At 54.7% G+C, this 18,451-nt stretch carries 21 protein-coding genes; 10 read left to right on the forward strand and 11 right to left on the reverse strand.

Annotated features, from left to right (window positions below; genetic code table 11):
• Window positions 1-4: 4 nt before the first annotated feature.
• Window positions 5-688, reverse strand: a complete 684-nt coding sequence (locus tag ACFX4U_RS11305) for an ABC transporter ATP-binding protein (protein WP_305736952.1) — start codon at window positions 686-688, stop codon at window positions 5-7.
• Window positions 689-935: 247 nt separating this feature from the next.
• Here ACFX4U_RS11305 and ACFX4U_RS11310 point away from each other — a divergent pair, with 247 nt between their 5' ends.
• Window positions 936-1,301 carry a VOC family protein gene (locus ACFX4U_RS11310; RefSeq protein ID WP_131410064.1) on the forward strand — a complete coding sequence of 122 codons (366 nt, stop codon included), beginning with the start codon at window positions 936-938 and terminating at the stop codon, window positions 1,299-1,301.
• 50 nt (window positions 1,302-1,351) lie between these two features.
• Window positions 1,352-2,041, forward strand: a complete 690-nt coding sequence (locus ACFX4U_RS11315; protein ID WP_175274088.1) for a YafY family protein — start codon at window positions 1,352-1,354, stop codon at window positions 2,039-2,041.
• A gap of 42 nt (window positions 2,042-2,083) precedes the next feature.
• Here ACFX4U_RS11315 and ACFX4U_RS11320 read toward each other — a convergent pair whose 3' ends face one another.
• Together ACFX4U_RS11320 and ACFX4U_RS11325 are read right to left on the reverse strand one after the other, a co-directional pair.
• The gene (locus tag ACFX4U_RS11320) at window positions 2,084-2,965 is read right to left on the reverse strand and encodes a nucleoside-specific channel-forming protein Tsx (protein WP_313506418.1); all 882 of its coding nucleotides are present in this window, start codon (window positions 2,963-2,965) and stop codon (window positions 2,084-2,086) included.
• A gap of 294 nt (window positions 2,966-3,259) precedes the next feature.
• Complete coding sequence (locus tag ACFX4U_RS11325) at window positions 3,260-3,802, reverse strand: DUF3251 domain-containing protein (protein ID WP_017458859.1); 543 nt, start codon at window positions 3,800-3,802, stop codon at window positions 3,260-3,262.
• Window positions 3,803-3,955: 153 nt separating this feature from the next.
• On the opposite strand from ACFX4U_RS11325, the gene nrdR reads away from it, so the two are divergent.
• From nrdR to pgpA, 6 genes are all read left to right on the forward strand, one after another.
• The gene (gene nrdR, locus ACFX4U_RS11330; RefSeq protein ID WP_017458860.1) at window positions 3,956-4,405 is read left to right on the forward strand and encodes a transcriptional regulator NrdR; all 450 of its coding nucleotides are present in this window, start codon (window positions 3,956-3,958) and stop codon (window positions 4,403-4,405) included.
• 2 nt (window positions 4,406-4,407) lie between these two features.
• Window positions 4,408-5,511, forward strand: coding sequence for a bifunctional diaminohydroxyphosphoribosylaminopyrimidine deaminase/5-amino-6-(5-phosphoribosylamino)uracil reductase RibD (ribD, locus tag ACFX4U_RS11335; RefSeq protein WP_313506419.1), 1,104 nt, complete (start codon window positions 4,408-4,410; stop codon window positions 5,509-5,511).
• Between the two features lie 89 nt (window positions 5,512-5,600).
• Window positions 5,601-6,071, forward strand: a complete 471-nt coding sequence (gene ribE / locus ACFX4U_RS11340; RefSeq protein ID WP_065369181.1) for a 6,7-dimethyl-8-ribityllumazine synthase — start codon at window positions 5,601-5,603, stop codon at window positions 6,069-6,071.
• Between the two features lie 19 nt (window positions 6,072-6,090).
• Window positions 6,091-6,510 carry a transcription antitermination factor NusB gene (gene nusB, locus ACFX4U_RS11345; RefSeq protein WP_017458863.1) on the forward strand — a complete coding sequence of 140 codons (420 nt, stop codon included), beginning with the start codon at window positions 6,091-6,093 and terminating at the stop codon, window positions 6,508-6,510.
• Window positions 6,511-6,585: 75 nt separating this feature from the next.
• Complete coding sequence (thiL, locus tag ACFX4U_RS11350) at window positions 6,586-7,563, forward strand: thiamine-phosphate kinase (RefSeq protein ID WP_249879659.1); 978 nt, start codon at window positions 6,586-6,588, stop codon at window positions 7,561-7,563.
• Complete coding sequence (gene pgpA, locus ACFX4U_RS11355; protein ID WP_305736948.1) at window positions 7,541-8,056, forward strand: phosphatidylglycerophosphatase A; 516 nt, start codon at window positions 7,541-7,543, stop codon at window positions 8,054-8,056. Before thiL ends, pgpA begins: the two co-directional genes overlap by 23 nt.
• Before the next feature lie 37 nt (window positions 8,057-8,093).
• Here pgpA and ACFX4U_RS11360 read toward each other — a convergent pair whose 3' ends face one another.
• The 4 genes from ACFX4U_RS11360 to xseB are packed head-to-tail and all read right to left on the reverse strand — an operon-like array spanning window position 8,094 to window position 12,157.
• The gene (locus ACFX4U_RS11360) at window positions 8,094-9,068 is read right to left on the reverse strand and encodes an aldo/keto reductase (RefSeq protein ID WP_313506421.1); all 975 of its coding nucleotides are present in this window, start codon (window positions 9,066-9,068) and stop codon (window positions 8,094-8,096) included.
• Window positions 9,069-9,127: 59 nt separating this feature from the next.
• Window positions 9,128-10,990, reverse strand: a complete 1,863-nt coding sequence (gene dxs / locus ACFX4U_RS11365) for a 1-deoxy-D-xylulose-5-phosphate synthase (protein ID WP_313506422.1) — start codon at window positions 10,988-10,990, stop codon at window positions 9,128-9,130.
• A gap of 24 nt (window positions 10,991-11,014) precedes the next feature.
• Window positions 11,015-11,914 carry a (2E,6E)-farnesyl diphosphate synthase gene (ispA, locus tag ACFX4U_RS11370; RefSeq protein WP_313506423.1) on the reverse strand — a complete coding sequence of 300 codons (900 nt, stop codon included), beginning with the start codon at window positions 11,912-11,914 and terminating at the stop codon, window positions 11,015-11,017.
• Entirely contained in the window at window positions 11,915-12,157 is a 243-nt protein-coding gene (gene xseB / locus ACFX4U_RS11375) for an exodeoxyribonuclease VII small subunit (RefSeq protein WP_305736944.1), read from the reverse strand.
• A gap of 213 nt (window positions 12,158-12,370) precedes the next feature.
• Between xseB and thiI the strand changes: the two genes are divergently transcribed.
• Window positions 12,371-13,819: a tRNA uracil 4-sulfurtransferase ThiI gene (gene thiI, locus ACFX4U_RS11380; protein ID WP_313506424.1), complete on the forward strand. Its 1,449-nt coding sequence runs from the start codon at window positions 12,371-12,373 to the stop codon at window positions 13,817-13,819.
• Window positions 13,820-13,910: 91 nt separating this feature from the next.
• Here the strand turns inward: thiI and yajL are convergent, their stop codons facing one another.
• Window positions 13,911-14,504, reverse strand: a complete 594-nt coding sequence (yajL, locus tag ACFX4U_RS11385) for a protein deglycase YajL (RefSeq protein ID WP_313506425.1) — start codon at window positions 14,502-14,504, stop codon at window positions 13,911-13,913.
• Window positions 14,467-15,378, reverse strand: coding sequence for a 2-dehydropantoate 2-reductase (panE, locus tag ACFX4U_RS11390; RefSeq protein WP_305736942.1), 912 nt, complete (start codon window positions 15,376-15,378; stop codon window positions 14,467-14,469). The genes yajL and panE overlap by 38 nt, the downstream gene beginning before the upstream one ends.
• A gap of 139 nt (window positions 15,379-15,517) precedes the next feature.
• Here panE and ACFX4U_RS11395 point away from each other — a divergent pair, with 139 nt between their 5' ends.
• A complete protein-coding gene (locus ACFX4U_RS11395) occupies window positions 15,518-16,009 on the forward strand; it encodes a YajQ family cyclic di-GMP-binding protein (RefSeq protein ID WP_200552983.1) in 492 nt (163 codons plus the stop codon).
• Window positions 16,010-16,050: 41 nt separating this feature from the next.
• Here the strand turns inward: ACFX4U_RS11395 and ACFX4U_RS11400 are convergent, their stop codons facing one another.
• Together ACFX4U_RS11400 and cyoE are read right to left on the reverse strand one after the other, a co-directional pair.
• The gene (locus tag ACFX4U_RS11400; protein ID WP_313506426.1) at window positions 16,051-17,412 is read right to left on the reverse strand and encodes an MFS transporter; all 1,362 of its coding nucleotides are present in this window, start codon (window positions 17,410-17,412) and stop codon (window positions 16,051-16,053) included.
• Window positions 17,413-17,559: 147 nt separating this feature from the next.
• The gene (gene cyoE / locus ACFX4U_RS11405; protein WP_200552981.1) at window positions 17,560-18,447 is read right to left on the reverse strand and encodes a heme o synthase; all 888 of its coding nucleotides are present in this window, start codon (window positions 18,445-18,447) and stop codon (window positions 17,560-17,562) included.
• Window positions 18,448-18,451 lie beyond the last annotated feature (4 nt).

Raw genomic sequence — 18,451 nt, forward strand, 5'->3', positions numbered from 1 at the left:
CTCCTTAGCGATCGCTCGGTCCGTTCACACTGCCGTCGTGGACGACATACAAATCATCGGCCTCGGCAATCACCTGCGGATCGTGGGAAGAGAACACCACCGTAACGGCATGCTCCTGCTGCAAACGCCGTAACAGCTGTAAAATGGATTTGCCTGTTTTGCTGTCGAGGTTCGCAGTGGGTTCGTCGGCCACCACCAGCGTTGGGCGGTGAATGAGCGCCCGGGCGATGGCGACGCGCTGGCGCTGTCCGCCAGAGAGCTGGTTCGGCAACGAATCGGCTTTATCGCCAAGGCCGACGCTTTCAAGCATGTCGTTGACTGCCTGTTTGCGCCAGGCCGCCGTACGATGCTGTGCGAGAAGCGGAATTTCGACGTTTTCACGTGCGGTGAGCACCGGGATAAGATTGAAGTTCTGAAAGATAAATCCAAGGTTACGGGCGCGAAAAGCGCTGCACTGGTCGTCATTGAGGCTGTTCATTTCGCGATCGGCGATCACCAGACGGCCACTATCGGGAGTATCAATACCGCCGATTAAGTTCAGTAGTGTCGTTTTGCCACTGCCGGACTGACCGGATAATACGGTAAACCGTTTTGCTGCAATGTTGAGCGTCACCTCTTTTAATGCGTCAACACGAACCTGTCCTAATAAATAACTTTTACTGACGGCCTGCATTTCAACTGCCCACATCGTTCCCTGTTCCTTAGCGTGTAATTCCTGTTTGTATCGGCTACCCATTACGGCAGGGGGCGGAGTTTATAGATATCATTTCGCTTTGAATACATAGCCTGCTCATTAATGCTCTAGTTAATTATGTTTTTCGGATAATTATCGAGACGGGACGGAAAATAGTAAGACGATCCCTACTGACAATATGCTGTCAGGAGCCCTCTGGCAGACTCGCTGTGTTGATTTTTCTAACGCAGAGGAACAGAGCATGAACACATTAGTGAATTGGTTTGAATTGCCGGTACAGCAACTGGATCGTGCAGTCGCGTTTTATGAGCATGTATTAGGTGGTCAGTTTCGCCATGAGACCGTAGCTGGTATCGAAATGGCGGTATTTCCGCATGTAAAACCCGCGACCGGCGGTGCGCTGGTAAAAGGGCCAATGTTCCAGCCGGCAAGCGGTGGTACAGTAGTCTACCTGGCGACGGCAAACCTTGCGGCTGCGCTGGAGCGCGTGCGTGAAAAGGGCGGTGAATGTTGTTTTGGCCCGGAAGTATTGCCGCAGGGCATTGGTACTATTGCCCTGATTATTGACAGTGAGGGTAACCGGGTTGGATTGCATCAACCCGCCTGAACCACTGATGCCCGCGCTGATGCGCGGGCTTTTCTTCATCCGGATAAGTTATGAGTCGTCGTGCTGATCGATTGTTTCAGATAGTCCAGGTTCTGCGTACCCGACGTCGCGTGACGGCGGCGCTACTGGCCGAGCGGCTGGAGGTTTCTGAACGCACCATCTATCGCGACATTCGCGATTTGTCGCTTTCCGGCGTACCGATTCAGGGCGAGGCGGGCAGCGGTTACCGTTTACTGCCCGGTTTCGATTTGCCGCCGTTAATGTTTACCGGTCTTGAGGTTGAAGCACTCATTGCCGCTATCGGCATGTTGCAAACCTGGAGCGGTGATACGCTGGCACAGGCTGCCGGTTCGGCGCAGGAAAAACTTTTGGCGGTTCTGCCTTACGACAAACGCATTACGGCTGAACGCAACCGCATTGTTTCACCCAATTTTGATAAATACCCGCAGGTGCGCGTCTGGTTTGATGTTATGCACCAAGCGATGCGGCTGCATCAGGAGCTGCATTTGCATTATGAAGACGACAAAGGAAAAGCCTCGGAGCGGGTGATCCATCCGTTAGGGTTGTCGTTTATGGGAAGCGTGTGGGTATTGGTGTCGTGGTGTACGCTACGCGATGACTATCGTTGTTTTCGTCTCGATCGCTGCACATCGGTCGCTTTTACCGGCAAGACATTTACGGAACGCGCGGACAGATCGATGCAGGATTTCGTTAACCTGCAGAAAGCGCGCTGGCAATAAAAAAGCCGACCATCGGGTCGGCTCTTGTGCAATGCTGCGGGATTAGAAGTTGTAACCAACAACCAGGTAACCACCCCAACCGGTAGAACGCGCGCTGAAGTCGCCTGCGCCCCAGTTCAGCGTTGCATCGTCTTTGAACTGACCACCGTTATGCCAGTAACGTGCAACTACAGAGTAGTGCCAGTGATCGTAGCCCAGAGAAAGAATGTGGCTGGAAGCGATGGAGTTGTTGGTACGTTGCTGCTCGCCGTTAACATAGTAGCGGCTATCGCCCAGATCTGAACCCCAGTCAAAGTTGGTAAAGCCGATGTAGCTCAACTGGCCGCCCCACAGGCTGGTGATCGGCACGAAATATTTCACTTTGAAACGGTAACCGTCCCACTCGTTTTCGTTTGTAGCACCATAGTTCTGCCACTGGTATTTCGCATAGACGTTCAGGGAGAGGCTCATCGGCAGACCGGTGTCGATATCGGTACCCAGACCCATGTACCAGGTGCTCTGGCGGCCGGAGGCGTTGCGACCCATGTCGTAAATGTAGTTGTTGGCGAAGTACCACTCTTTGAACGGACCGAAACTCAGGTCGGTTCCGGTCAGTTTATCAATAGAGAAACGCGGCTCGATTTCCATAAACAGCGGCGAACCGTGGTTCCAGATCCCCTTCGCACCGGTGTTACCACCGAAGAAGACCGGCGCATCCAGGTAGCCGTAGAAATCAAACCAATCTTTCTTGGCGAACGCTTCATATTCCAGATAAGTATCGTTACGCGGAACAGGCGAGAAACGGGTGTGGTAGCTGCCCACCACGTTTACGCTCTGGTGCCACCAGTCGGAAACGTATTCAGGTTTGCTGTTATCCGCTGCGTTAGCAGTAAAAGAAGCGGAAAGCGCCAGAGCAGCACCGGCTGCGAGAATTGTTTTTTTCATCATTACGCCACTGATTGTGATCCCAGACGGGAGTGAAAGAAAGCACGCATGGAGTTTCTAAATGTTTCATATTTCTGCGCGCCTATTATAAGTATCCGCGTTCACAAAAATATGTGTTGTTTCACATTATTGACACACACGTAATCGATTGCGTTCACGTTTGCGTGCAATAAACGACGGCGATTGTACTGGCCTTTATCGATATTGCAAATTGGTAAATATGATGAAGAGATGACAAAAAAGAAGAAAATGCATGACAGAGGGTAAGAAAGGGCGACAGCGTCGCCCCGGATGTTACTGCAAATTGGCGGGCTGGATATCGTGAATGCGGACAAAACCTAACTGCTCCGGCGTGATGCCGTTAAGTTGCAGCGGAATATCAACGTCGCTCGGCGCCAGCGTGCTGGCCGGTGCGTTAATCAGCTGGTTTTGTACATTCACTTCCTGGTAGTTCTCGGTGGTGCCCTGGATCTGACCCCACTCAACGGTGCCGCTAAAAGCCGGTAACGGATCGTTCGATTCGCCCTGGATCCGCAACACGACGCGGGTACCCGCCGCATTCGGCGCGATATTTTGCAACGACATCCGCAGCATACCGATTTGGCTATTCAACCGGGCGGGCGTATTGGCGCCTGGCAGCAGGTAAACGCCGCTACCGGATTTGGCATTCAGCGTGTTCTGCTGGGTGATTTTCACCGTCTCTTTGTTCAGCTTGCTCATTTCATTATTTAGCGTGCTGACACTTTGATGAAGCTGGCGAACTTCGCTTTGCTGGGCGCAGGCACTGAGGGCAAAAAGGCTTCCCAGTAACAGGGTTCTTAGGTAACGTCTTGTCATTGTGTCTGTTTCCTTGGATAGGATCTTCTCTGTAATGGTAGATCGCAACGGCCTCGTTGCCATCGATCCATTGTCTCAAAAACGGTCTGCCTTTGTTGTCATGCCAGTTCAGGGTAAAATAGATTTCAGTTAACTCTAACGTCAGGACGCCGTATGCATTGCCCATTCTGTTTCGCCGTGGATACCAAAGTTATCGATTCTCGCCTGGTGGGTGAAGGTTCATCCGTTCGCCGTCGCCGGCAGTGCCTGGTCTGCAATGAACGTTTCACCACCTTTGAAGTGGCGGAGCTTGTGATGCCGCGCGTTGTGAAAAGCAATGATGTGCGTGAACCGTTCAATGAAGAGAAGCTGCGTCGTGGCATGTTAAAAGCGCTCGAAAAGCGCCCGGTGAGCGCGGATGACGTTGAAATGGCGCTGAATCACATTAAATCGCAACTTCGCGCAACCGGTGAACGGGAAGTGCCGAGTAAGATGATTGGCAATTTGGTGATGGAGCAGCTGAAAAAGCTCGACAAAGTGGCCTATGTCCGCTTTGCCTCCGTCTACCGTAGCTTTGAAGATATTCGCGAATTTGGCGAAGAGATCGCCCGTCTACAGGACTAATCATGCTCGACGAAATGTACATGGCGCGGGCGCTGAAACTGGCGCAGCGCGGGCGTTTTACCACTCACCCGAACCCGCGTGTCGGCTGCGTAATTGTCAACGATGGCGAAATTGTCGGCGAAGGTTTTCATTACCGCGCTGGCGAACCGCACGCGGAAGTGTATGCGTTGCGCATGGCAGGCGAACGGGCTCGCGGTGCGACGGCGTACGTCACGCTCGAACCGTGCAGCCATCATGGACGCACACCGCCATGTTGCGAAGCGCTGATTAATGCAGGCGTTGCGCGCGTGGTTGCCGCAATGCAGGATCCTAACCCGCAGGTGGCCGGACGTGGTTTGTATCGCTTGCAGCAGGAAGGCATTGAAGTCAGCCACGGGTTAATGATGAGTGAAGCCGAAGCGTTGAATAAAGGCTTCCTCAAACGTATGCGCACCGGGTTTCCTTACGTGCAACTTAAGCTCGGCGCGTCGCTTGATGGCCGTACCGCGATGGCCAGCGGCGAAAGCCAGTGGATCACTTCACCGCAGGCGCGACGCGACGTACAACTGCTACGCGCGCAGAGCCACGCGATCCTGACCAGCAGTGAAACGGTACTGGCGGACGATCCGGCGCTTACCGTACGCTGGGCAGAGTTAAATGCCGATACTCAGGCGCTCTACCCGCAGGAAAATTTGCGTCAACCGGTACGCATTGTTATCGACAGCCAGAACCGGGTGACACCCCAGCATCAGTTAGTCGGCCTGCCGGGAGAAACCTGGTTTGCCCGCACGCGAGCCGATGAGCGCCAGTGGCCTGAAAATGTGCGTGAAATTATCGTACCGGAACATAATGGCCACGCCGATCTGGTCACGCTGATGATGCTGCTCGGCAAACAGCAGATCAACAGTGTGTGGGTCGAAGCGGGTGCGCACCTTGCCGGCGCGTTACTGCAGGCAGGTCTGGTAGATGAGCTGATTGTCTATCTGGCACCTACACTGTTAGGCAGCGATGCGCGCGGTCTGTGCGTGCTGCCGGGGTTATCCGCCCTTGCTGACGCACCACACTTTAAATTCAATGAGATACGTCAGGTTGGCCCGGATGTCTGCCTGCATCTCACTCATGCGTGATGCTTCCTGTAAAAGGGAGGCAGTGCGTAAAATATTATGCTAAAATCCGCCCCCCTGCGGGGTCCGAACTGAACCTGTGAAGGAAGTGTATGAACATTATTGAAGCCAACGTTGCTGCTCCGGACGCTCGCGTCGCCATCACCATTGCGCGTTTCAACAACTTCATCAACGACAGCCTGCTGGAAGGCGCGATTGATGCGCTGAAACGCATCGGTCAGGTGAAAGATAACAACATCACCGTTGTGTGGGTGCCTGGCGCTTACGAACTGCCGCTGGCGGCAGGTGCGTTGGCGAAAACCGGTAAATATGACGCGGTGATTGCACTTGGCACCGTGATCCGCGGCGGCACCGCGCACTTCGAATATGTTGCCGGTGGTGCAAGCAATGGTCTGGCGCATGTTGCCCAGGACAGCGAGATCCCGGTAGCTTTCGGCGTGCTGACCACTGAAAGTATTGAACAAGCCATCGAACGCGCTGGCACCAAAGCCGGTAATAAAGGTGCGGAAGCCGCACTGACCGCGCTTGAAATGATTAATGTATTGAAAGCCATCAAGGCCTGATTTTTGTAAGGGGAATTCCGTGAAACCTGCTGCTCGTCGCCGCGCCCGTGAGTGTGCCGTCCAGGCGCTCTACTCCTGGCAGTTGTCCCAGAACGACATCTCTGATGTTGAATACCAGTTCCTGGCGGAGCAAGACGTTAAAGACGTTGACGTCCTGTACTTCCGTGAACTGTTGACCGGGGTGGCGACTAATAGCGCATATCTCGATGGCTTAATGAAGCCTTATCTGTCCCGTTTGCTTGAAGAGCTGGGCCAGGTCGAGAAAGCGGTATTGCGTATCGCGCTGTTCGAACTGTCCAAACGTGATGATGTGCCGTACAAAGTGGCGATCAACGAGGCTATCGAACTGGCAAAAACCTTCGGCGCTGAAGACAGTCACAAGTTTGTTAACGGCGTGCTGGATAAAGCCGCACCTGCGATCCGCCCCCACAAGAAGTGATCCGCAAGCCGGAAACTGGCGCTGCATGTTGCGCGTCGGTTCCGGCTTTTTCTTTTTTCTACAGAGGCATAACGTATGGCATGCGGCGAATTTTCCCTGATTGCCCGTTATTTTGACCGCGTACGAAATTCCCGTCGCGACGTAGAAACTGGCATCGGCGACGACTGCGCGCTACTCAATGTTCCCGAAAAACAGACGCTGGCGATAAGCGTCGATACGCTGGTGGCGGGCAACCATTTTCTGCCGGATATCGATCCGGCCGATCTGGCGTACAAAGCGATGGCATCGAATCTCAGCGATCTGGCGGCGATGGGGGCCGATCCGGCGTGGTTAACGCTGGCCCTGACACTCCCCGAGGCAGATGAAACCTGGCTGCAAGCGTTTAGCGACAGCCTGTTCGAACAGCTTAATTACTACGATATGCAACTGATTGGCGGCGACACTACGCGTGGCCCGCTGTCGATGACGATTGGCATTCATGGTTATGTGCCGGTTGGGCGGGCAATGAAACGTTCTGGTGCGAAGCCAGGTGACTGGATTTACGTCACCGGCACGCCGGGCGATAGCGCTGCCGGGCTGGCGATTTTGCAACAGCGTTTAGCCGTGAACGATAGCGCTGATGCACAGTATTTGCTCAAGCGCCACCTGCGACCAACGCCGCGCGTATTGCAGGGGCAGGCGCTGCGTAACCTCGCAAGCTCGGCGATTGATCTCTCCGATGGTCTGATTTCTGACCTGGCGCATGTCTTGAAAGCCAGCGGCTGCGGCGCGCGTATCGATCTGGATGCGTTGCCATTTTCCAACGCTGTTCGCCGCCACGTCATGCCGGATCAGGCGCTGCGCTGGGCGCTTTCCGGCGGGGAAGATTATGAATTGTGCTTTACCGTGCCGGAGCTGAACCGCGGTGCGCTGGATGTCGCGATTGGTCAGTTGGGTGCGCCTTTTACCTGTATCGGGCAGATCAGTGCGGATATTGAAGGGTTGCATTTCACCCGTGACGGCAAAGCCGTGACGCTTGACTGGAAAGGATATGACCACTTTGCCGCGCACTAAAGATGTGGCTAAAAGCCGTCTCAACTTACGCAACCCCTGGCATCTGCTGGCTACCGGTTTTGGTAGCGGTTTAAGCCCTATAGTTCCGGGAACGATGGGCTCGCTGGCGTCGATTCCTTTCTGGTGGGCAATGACCTTTTTGCCCTGGCAGCTTTACTCGCTGCTGGTGATGCTTGGGATCTCGCTTGGCGTTTACCTCTGCCACCAGACGGCAAAAGACATGGGTGTGCACGATCACGGCAGTATTGTCTGGGATGAGTTCATCGGCATGTGGATAACGCTCATGGCGCTCCCGACCAATGACTGGCAATGGGTCGCCGTGGGGTTTGTGTTGTTCCGTATCCTGGATATGTGGAAGCCGTGGCCGATCCGCTGGTTTGATCGCAACGTACACGGCGGTATGGGGATCATGGTCGATGATATTGTCGCCGGGATCATCGCCGCCGGGCTGCTCTATCTGATTGGCCATCACTGGCCGCTTGGGCTTATCTGAAGCTTCCCTCTCCCGGTGGGAGAGGGCGGTTTCGTGTTTACTTAAAGCCAACCACCGGATGCGGTTGATATGGTGTCTCCAGCTCGGCAATCTGCTCCGGTTTCAGCGTTAAATCCACCGCGCCCAGTAAATCGTCCAGTTGCTCTTCACGCGATGTACCAATAATCGGCGCGGCAACACCGGGTTTACTTAGCAGCCACGCCAGCGCGACCTGTGCGCGCGATGCACCAATCTCTTCTGCCACACCCGCCAGCCGCTCGGCGATCTGTGCGTCGTTGTCATCCGTTTCGCTGTACAGCGTTTTGCCGAATTCATCCGACACCAGACGCGCGGTGGTTTCTCCCCACGGACGCGTTAAACGCCCGCGCGCCAGCGGGCTCCACGGAATAATCGCCACGCCCTCTTTGTAGCACAGCGGCAGCATCTCGCGCTCTTCTTCGCGGTAGATCAGATTGTAGTGATCCTGCATGGTGACAAAGCGCGCCCAGCCGTTTTGCTCCTGCAACGTTAACGCCTGGGCAAACTGGCGGGCGTGCATTGACGATGCGCCGATATAGCGCGCCTTACCGGCTTTTACTACCTCGTCCAGCGCTTCAAGTGTCTCTTCGATAGGGGTGGTGTAATCCCAGCGATGGATTTGCAGTAAATCCACATATTCCATGCCAAGACGCCGCAGGCTGTCGTCAATGGAGCGCAAAATTTGCGCGCGCGACAGGCCTTCGGGCAAATCGCCGACCTGGTGATACACTTTTGTCGCCACCACAACATCTTCGCGGCGGGCGAAATCACGCAGCGCCCGGCCAACAATCTCTTCACTGCTGCCGTCTGAGTAGCTGTTTGCGGTATCGAAAAAGTTGATGCCGCCTTCCAGGGCGTGTTTGATGATGGGGCGGCTGCTCTCTTCGGGCAAAGTCCAGGCGTGTTTACCGCGATCCGGCTCGCCAAACGTCATGCAGCCCAGACAAAGGCGGGAAACCTTCAGGTCTGTTTTTCCTAATGTGTTGTATTGCATGGTTCCACTCCTGCTTGTCAAAACGTACGTTTAAGCATAGCAGGAGCGGAAAGGGGAGGTCAGGCAAGCCAGTTTCTGATGCGGGATTCAATACCTGCGGCATCCAGGCCTATTTCAGCGCGGGCTTCATCCTGCGTGCCTTGCGGGATAAAGAAATCCGGCAGTCCGAGATTCAGCACCGGCACCGGTTTGCGGTTAGCCATCAGCACCTCATTCACGCCGCTGCCTGCGCCACCGATAATGGCGTTTTCTTCCAGCGTTACCAGCGATTCATGGCGTGCGGCGGTTTCCAGAATCAGCGCCTCATCCAGCGGTTTGGCAAAACGCATATCGATAAGCGTGGCGTTCAGCACTTCGGCGGCCTTTTCCGCCTCCGGCAACAGCGTGCCAAAGTTCAGGATCGCCACTTTTTCGCCACGGCGTTTCACCACACCTTTGCCGATGGGCATTTTTTCCAGCGGTTGCAGCGGCACACCAACGGCATTGCCGCGCGGGTAGCGCACCGCGCTAGGGCCATCTGCATAGTGATAGCCGGTAAACAGCATCTGGCGACATTCGTTTTCGTCGCTCGGGGTCATCACCACCATGCCCGGGATGCAGCGCAGATAAGAGATATCAAACGCGCCCTGGTGGGTTTGACCGTCTGCGCCAACGATCCCGGCGCGGTCGATAGCGAACAGCACCGGCAGCTTTTGGATGGCCACATCATGAATAACCTGATCGTAGGCGCGTTGCAGGAAGGTGGAGTAAATCGCCACCACCGGCTTGTAGCCGCCAATCGCAAGACCTGCGGCAAACGTCACCGCGTGCTGTTCGGCAATTGCCACATCAAAGTATTGATCCGGGTATTTGCGCGAGAACTCGACCATGCCGGAACCTTCACGCATCGCCGGCGTGATCGCCATCAGCTTGTTATCTTTGGCGGCGGTTTCGCACAGCCAGTCGCCGAAAATCTTCGAATAGCTCGGCATGCCGCCGCTGCTTTTTGGCAGCGTTCCGCTGGTCGGATCGAATCTCGGTACCGCGTGGAAAGTGATCGGATCTTTTTCGGCCGGTTCATAACCGCGCCCTTTTTTGGTCATGATATGCAGGAACTGCGGGCCTTTCAGATCGCGCATATTCCGCAGCGTCTGCACCAAACCCAGCACATCGTGACCGTCGACCGGGCCGATATAGTTAAAGCCCAGCTCTTCAAATAGCGTACCCGGCACCACCATGCCTTTGATGTGCTCTTCGGTGCGCTTAATCAGCTCTTTAATCGGCGGTACGCCAGAAAGCACTTTCTTGCCGCCTTCGCGCAGCGTGGAGTAGAGCTTGCCGGAGAGCAACTGCGCCAGGTGATTATTCAGCGCACCGACATTCTCAGAAATCGACATTTCATTGTCGTTTAACACCACCAGCATATCCGGGCGGATATCACCCGCGTGGTTCATGGCTTCAAACGCCATGCCAGCGGTGATCGCGCCATCGCCAATCACGCAGACGGTGCGACGCTGTTTGCCCTCTTTCGCCGCCGCGACAGCCACGCCAATACCTGCGCTAATAGACGTTGATGAATGGCCGACGCTCAGCACGTCGTATTCGCTTTCGCCGCGCCAGGGAAATGGGTGCAACCCGTTTTTCTGCCGGATGGTGCCGATTTTGTCACGACGTCCGGTCAGAATTTTATGCGGATACGCCTGGTGGCCCACGTCCCAGATCAGCTGATCAAACGGCGTGTTGTAGACGTAATGTAGCGCGACGGTCAATTCAACCGTGCCAAGCCCGGAGGCGAAGTGCCCGCTGGAGCGGCTCACGCTGTCGAGCAGATAGCGGCGCAGTTCGTCGCATAGCTTCGGCAGGCTCTCTTTCGGCAGCAGGCGCAACTCTTGCGTGGTATCAACCAGCGCCAGCGTCGGGTATTTGGCTATATCAAAACTCATCAGAGACTCATCGTGGTGTTTTCGTTATTTATCACGCTGGATTATGTAATTCGCCAGTGCTTCCAGTGCCGTCGTATCCAGCGACTGTGCCGCAAGCAGGCTTAAAGCTTGCCGGGCGTCGTCAATCAGGTCGCGGGCTTTTGTCCGGGCTTGCTCAAGGCCCAGTAGTGCAGGATAGGTGCTTTTCCCCAGTTGCTGGTCAGCGCCCTGGCGTTTGCCAAGCGTTGCAGTATCGCCGACAACATCCAGGATGTCATCCTGAACCTGGAACGCCAGACCGACGCATTCGGCATAGCGATCGAGCAACGGCAGGGCTTCGCGACCCTTATCACCTGCGCTTAGCGCGCCCATTCGCACCGCTGCGCGAATCAGCGCGCCGGTTTTGTGGCGGTGGATCTGCTCAAGTTCCGCCAGCGAAACCCGCTTGCCTTCCGCAGCGAGATCCAGCGCCTGTCCGCCGCACATTCCGGCAACGCCGCTGGCGTGAGCCAGTTCAGAAACCATCGCCAGCCGGTCACGCGCATCGACTTCAACCATTGGCGCATCCGCAAGAATCGAGAAAGCCAGGGTTTGTAACGCATCACCCGCGAGGATGGCGCTGGCTTCACCAAACTTAATATGGCATGTCGGTAAACCCCGGCGGAGATCATCATCATCCATAGCGGGCAGATCGTCGTGGATCAGCGAGTAAGCGTGAATGCATTCCACCGCCGCAGCGGGCGCATCCAGTGTTTGCTGGCTAACGCCGAACATAGTGCCCGTGGCATAAACCAAAAAAGGGCGCAGGCGTTTACCGCCTAATAATGCGCCATAGGAAATGGCCTCAACCAGAGGAGTGTTCTGAAAGGGCAGTGGCGCGATAAATCGGCGCAGCGCTTCATTGGCCTGAGAGACACAGGCCTGTAGCTGTTGATCGAAATCCATTTATTCAGCGTCCGGAGCAAAAGGCGTTAGGGGAGCCTCTTGTGAATCAGAGAGCAGGATCTGCACGCGTTGTTCCGCTTGCTGGAGTTTAACCTGTCCCTGGCGCGCCAGTTGCACGCCGCGTTCGAATTCATTGAGTGCCTCTTCAAGCGGAAGATCGCCGCTTTCAAGACGAGTGACAATCTGTTCCAGTTCGTTTAGCGCTGTTTCAAAACTGGCCGGTGCGTCGTTTTTCTTTGGCATAGTGAATGTCTGACTCTTCTATTGTTCTGGCTCAACGTAGCTATGGTAGCGAAGTCACGGCGCTTAGCAAATAACGCGCAATGGTAATGCAATGTGCGCAGCTTTATTGCGATGGTGGTATACTCCTGCGCCTGGATGCAGCCGCGGGTATGGGGCTGCTGTACTATTTTCCTATACAGGCCCAGCCGGGCTTGCCAACGAACCATTGCCGCCATGAAGTTTATCATTAAATTGTTCCCGGAAATCACCATCAAAAGCCAATCTGTGCGTTTGCGCTTTATTAAAATTTTGACCGGGAACATTCGTAACGTTCTGAAGCAGTACGACGAGACCCTCGCCGTTGTCCGCCACTGGGATCATATCGAAGTGCGCGCCAAAGATGAAAATCAGCGCCTGGCTATCCGCGACGCGCTGACCCGAATTCCGGGCATCCACCATATTCTCGAAGTGGAAGATGTTCCTTTCACCTCGCTGCATGACATTTTTGAGAAAGCGCTGGTGCAGTACCGCGAGCAGATCGAAGGTAAAGCCTTCTGCGTGCGCGTTAAACGCCGCGGTAAGCATGAATTCAGCTCGATTGAAGTTGAACGTTATGTTGGCGGCGGTCTGAACCAGCATGTCGAATCGGCGCGCGTCAAACTGACTCACCCGGATGTAACGGTGAACCTGGAGATCGAAGACGATCGCCTGCTGTTAGTGAAAGGCCGCTATGAAGGTATCGGCGGTTTCCCGATCGGCACCCAGGAAGATGTGCTGTCGCTTATCTCCGGCGGTTTCGACTCCGGCGTTTCCAGCTATATGTTGATGCGCCGCGGTTGCCGCGTGCACTACTGCTTCTTTAACCTGGGCGGCGCAGCGCATGAAATTGGTGTTCGCCAGGTCGCGCACTATTTGTGGAACCGTTTTGGTAGCTCCCACCGCGTGCGTTTTGTGGCGATCAACTTTGAGCCAGTGGTCGGTGAAATCCTCGAAAAAGTGGATGACGGCCAGATGGGCGTAGTGCTGAAACGCATGATGGTGCGCGCAGCGTCAAAAGTGGCTGAACGCTACGGCGTGCAAGCGCTGGTGACCGGTGAAGCACTGGGCCAGGTTTCCAGCCAGACGCTGACTAACCTGCGTTTGATTGACAACGTTTCTGACACGCTGATTTTGCGCCCGCTTATCTCTTACGACAAAGAGCACATCATCGATCTGGCGCGTGAAATCGGTACTGAAGATTTCGCCCGTACCATGCCGGAATATTGCGGTGTGATCTCAAAAAGCCCAACCGTTAAAGCGGTGAAGGCGAAGATTGAAGCGGAAGAGGAGCATTTCGACTTCTCCATCCTTGATAAAGTGGTTGCTGAAGCGAGCAATATCGATATCCGCGAAATCGCCCAGCAGACCCAGGAAACGGTTGTTGAAGTTGAAACAGTAACTGGTTTTGGCCCGAACGATGTGATCCTGGATATTCGTTCTATTGATGAACAGGATGACAAACCGCTGAAGCTGGAAGGGATCGACGTGGTTTCGCTGCCGTTCTATAAACTGAGTACCAAGTTTGGCGATCTCGATCAGAACAAAACCTGGTTGCTGTGGTGCGAGCGCGGCGTGATGAGCCGCCTGCAGGCGCTCTATCTGCGCGAGCAGGGCTTTGCCAACGTCAAAGTGTATCGCCCATAAAAACTGCCGGAAAGGTTGACCTTTTCCGGCAGCGTTCGCGTTAATTTTCATTGCAAGCCCGGCAGACATCGCACCGCCGGGCTTTTTGTTTTCAGGCTTCGTAGTAGTTATAAATTCCGGCAGCTATCACCAGTTGTGACGCCACTTCGTGCGCTTTTTCGCGCCCCACCAGTAAGTCAATGATCTTCAAACCAAAATCGATGGCGGTACCCGGCCCCTGGCTGGTGAGCAGATTAACGCGCGGATCCCACACAACGCGTTTATCCTGCCACTGTTCGGCGGGAATGGTCTCTTTCAGGCCGGGAAAGCCGGTCATGTTGCCCAGCGGGAAAATCTCATGCGGTACCAGCACGGTGCCCGCTGCCGCGCAAATTGCGGCAACAATACGGCCCGAGAGATGGAACTGGCGCACGGTTTCCACCATTAACGGACTATCGCGAAAACACTCTGCCCCTTTCAGACCACCGGGCAGTACTATCACGTCGTAATCGCCATCGGCTACCTCTACTAACGGCGCATCCGCCACCAGTTTGACGCCGCGTGAGCAGGTGATGACCAGGTCGCCATCGCTGGCGACGCTGGCGGTAGTAACGGCAATTCCGCCACGAACCAGCAGATCGATAGTGGTGACCGCTTCGGTTTCTTCACTACCAGGGGCGAGACATATCAGAGCCGATGCGCTCATACTCACTCTCCTTACGTTTAATCATTTCATAGAGACGGGCGTTTTCCGGCACTGCGATACCGTGCGCGCGGGCGCGTCTGAGCAGGTAACCCGTAATATAATCGCACTCGGTATGGCGCATCGCGCGTACGTCCTGCAGCATAGATGAAATATTTTCTGCCGTGTTTTCAATAATCTGATTCACGTAGCTCAGTAAATCATCGGCAGAAATATGGTGGCCTTCACGTTCAATCACTGCGGCAACTTCATGCGTGACCTTGTGGATCTCTTCCGGGAAAGCACGCAGATCGCCATTTTTACAGTCATGCAGCGCGGTTAACGGGTTGATGACGCAGTTCACTGCCAGCTTGCGCCACAGCGCCGGACGAATCGTGTTATGCCAGGCAACGTCCGGCAGCACATCCTGCAGGATGTCGGCCAGATAGCTGAATTCGCCATCCTGCTGTCGCGCCGGGCCAATGTGCGTGGTGCCGCTGGCAACGTGCACGATAACGTTGCCATCGCGGCGCGCAGCATGAGTAGTAGTGCCGATCAGTAACGGATTCGTCAGCGCTTTCAACTCTTCGACGGTGCCCATGCCGTTGTGAATCAGTAGCACGGGTGTTGAAGGCGAGAGTGTTGCTGCCAGCCCTTTCACCGCATCGGAAACTTGCCACGCTTTTAACGTCACCAGCAATAAATCGCTTCGCGCCAGGAATTCAGGATCGTTGGCCGTCAGGGATTCGTTAAATATTGAGCCGTCTTCATCAACGACATTCACACTGCAAAATGGCTGTGGAACGCGCAACCAACCCTGTACCTCATGTCCCTTTTTACACAACGCGGTTAACCACAATTGCCCTAAAGCACCGCATCCGAGTACGGTAATTCTCATTTATCCTCCTCACCTGCAACGTCGCCAGGTGTTGCTTTCACCATTATAGCGCTGTCGGCTAAGCTTCCCGTATTACAAGTTGAGTTATGCCTCGTTGCGGGTATTATGCAACGCAACAAATGCAGAGGGAGAAGAAAAGATGCCATCTTTCGATATCGTTTCCGAAGTTGAAATGCGTGAAGTGCAAAACGGCGTTGAGAATGCGACCCGTGAAGTAGCGACTCGCTTTGATTTTCGCAACGTTGAAGCCACGTTTGACCTGAACGAAGAGAAACAGACCATTAAGGTGTTGAGCGAATCCGATTTCCAGGTTAACCAGTTGCTGGATATTTTGCGCGCTAAGTTGCTGAAACGTGGCATTGAAGGGGCGTCGCTGGACGTGCCGGAAGAGTTTGTCCACAGCGGCAAGACCTGGTTCGTTGAAGCAAAACTGAAACAGGGTATTGATGCAGCGACGGCGAAGAAAATCATCAAGCTGATTAAAGACAGCAAGCTGAAAGTGCAGGCGCAGATTCAGGGTGAAGAGATCCGTGTGACCGGAAAATCCCGTGATGACTTGCAATCCGTCATGGCGCTGGTGCGCGGCGGCAATCTCGGTCAGCCGTTCCAGTTCAAAAACTTCCGCGATTAATGTGCGCGCTCTCTCCCCGGCGGAGAGAGCGTGTCGCAGCGTTAACCCGCTACGGCTTGTTCAACTTCAAAGCGGTTAGTGATCTTACTGTCGATTTTGACGTAAGCGCTGCGCTCTTCGGCAACCACCAACACTTCACTCACACCCTCAGTTGCCAGCAAACGTTGCTGCAGCGCTTCATTAATGGTGACATTTTCCGGGATCGCGATGCGTAAGCTGCTGACATAGGGCGGTTCCTGCATGGTGCCTGCGACAAGCAGCCAAACCATCGCCAACAATGCACCGGCAAGAAACACCGTTTGCGAGTCAAACAGACCATCTACCCAGCCGCCGAGCGCGCCGCCAATCGCCACGCCGATAAACTGGCTGGTGGAGTAAATCCCCATCGCCGTGCCTTTATAACCCGCAGGCGCTTCTTTGCTGATTAACGAAGGTAATAATGCTTCCATCAGGTTGAAGGCGAGGAAAAAGATCTGCACGCCAATGACGATTTCCCAGAAATGTGGCCCCGCGCCCCACAACACGATTTCCGCAATCAGCAGCAGCGCCACGCAGAACACGAAAACGCGCTTCATTCGGCGCTTTACTTCGGCGTAGATAATAAACGGCACCACCGAAACGAAAGAGATAAGCATGGTGACAAGGTAGATTTTCCAGTGATCCGGCGCGAGAAAACCAGCGGCTTCGAGTTGCCCTGGCAGGGCAACGAACGTCGACATCAGCAGGATATGCAGGCACATAATGCCAAAGTTGAGTTTTAGCAGCTTCGGGTTGACCATCACCATCTGGAAACAGTCTTTCACCATGCCGGATTCGCGGTTACGCACGTGTTGCTGGCTGTCTGGTACTACCCATACGGTTAACGCAATGCCGGCAGTTGCCAGCCCGGCAATCATCCAGAACAGCGCATGCAAACCCAACTGGTGCGTGATAATCGGGCCGAGAACCATCGCAATCGCGAAGGTGACGCCAAAGCTGACACCGATAAAGGCCATCGCTTTGGTGCGGTTCTGTTCGCGGGTGAGATCGGAAAGAAGCGCCATGACGGCAGCGGCGATGGCACCGGAGCCTTGTAATGCGCGGCCAAGAATAATGCCCCAGATAGAATCGGAAAGGGCGGCAATCACACTACCGGCAACAAAAATCGCTAACCCACCAACGATAAGCGGCTTGCGGCCAATGCGGTCAGAAAGCAAGCCAAAGGGAATTTGAAACACGGCTTGCGCGAGACCATAAATACCAATCGCCAGACCGATGAGAGCTTCACTGGCACCCTGCAGCGCCATACCGTAGGTGGTCAGAACGGGCAGGACCATAAACATGCCGAGCATGCGCAGTGAGAATACAGTCCCTAAACCCCAGGTAGCGCGCAACTCGCCTGGCGTCATTTTATAATCGTTCATTACCACCTCAATTTGAAAACCGGACATAGTGTAGTGCGGGGGCAGGGCGGGGTAAATAACAGCTTAATTAACAAATATTACCTGTAAAGCGGGGCGTTTGGGCATGAAAAAAGGGTGCCGTAGCACCCTTTAGAATGGCGGTTTGGATCACCAGACGTAGGTCAACAGGTTATGGGAATCCGGCACCATAAAATCGACTGACATCATCACGCTGAGCGAGGTGATAGCGACAATGGAGAAGACGAACAGCTTGCGCGCCCACACCCTGTCATCCTCAACTTTATATCCACGTAGCGCCATGCCCAGCCACCAGAGGCTTACCGCTGCGGCAACGACCAGGTATTTGTAACCGGCATAGCCGCCAAGCGACAGCATCAAAGTGGCGATAGCGAACGCCAGGATATAGAGCGTGATATGGTTTTTCGCCACGGAAATACCTTTCACCACCGGCAGCACCGGGATGTTCGCTGCCTGATAATCCTTAAAGCGGAAAATCGCGATGGCATACGAGTGAGGCATCTGCCACAGGCTGAAAATCGCCAGCAGGATCGCCGCGCCGCTGTCAAATTCGTTGGTGACGGCGCAGTAGCCAATCACCGGCGGCGCAGCGCCGGAGAGCGAACCAATCAGCGTGCCGTAAACGGAGTGGCGTTTCATATACAGGCTGTAGACGCCCACATATACCACGAACCCCATTACCCCGAGCCAGCAGGCCAGCGGGTTGGCACCAAACCACAGCAGCATGAAGCCAGCAATACCCAGCAAGGCGGCGTAAACCAGCGAGACTTTTGGCGAGATCAGCCCTCTGACCAGCACCCTGTTTTTCGTCCGTTCCATCTTTTTGTCGATGTCACGATCGATGTAGTTGTTAAAAACACAACCAGAGGCGACCACCAGCGACACACCAATCAGCGTGTAGATGAACAGGGGATAATCGATGTGGCCTTTAGAGGCCAGCAGGAATCCCCCGATCACGGAGATCAAGTTGCCAAAAATAATGCCCGGTTTCGTGACTTGCAGGTATTGCTTAAACATACTT

Origin of the sequence: Kosakonia sp. YIM B13588 (assembly GCF_042788165.1) — a bacterium.
Taxonomy (GTDB): Bacteria; Pseudomonadota; Gammaproteobacteria; order Enterobacterales; family Enterobacteriaceae; genus Kosakonia; species Kosakonia sacchari.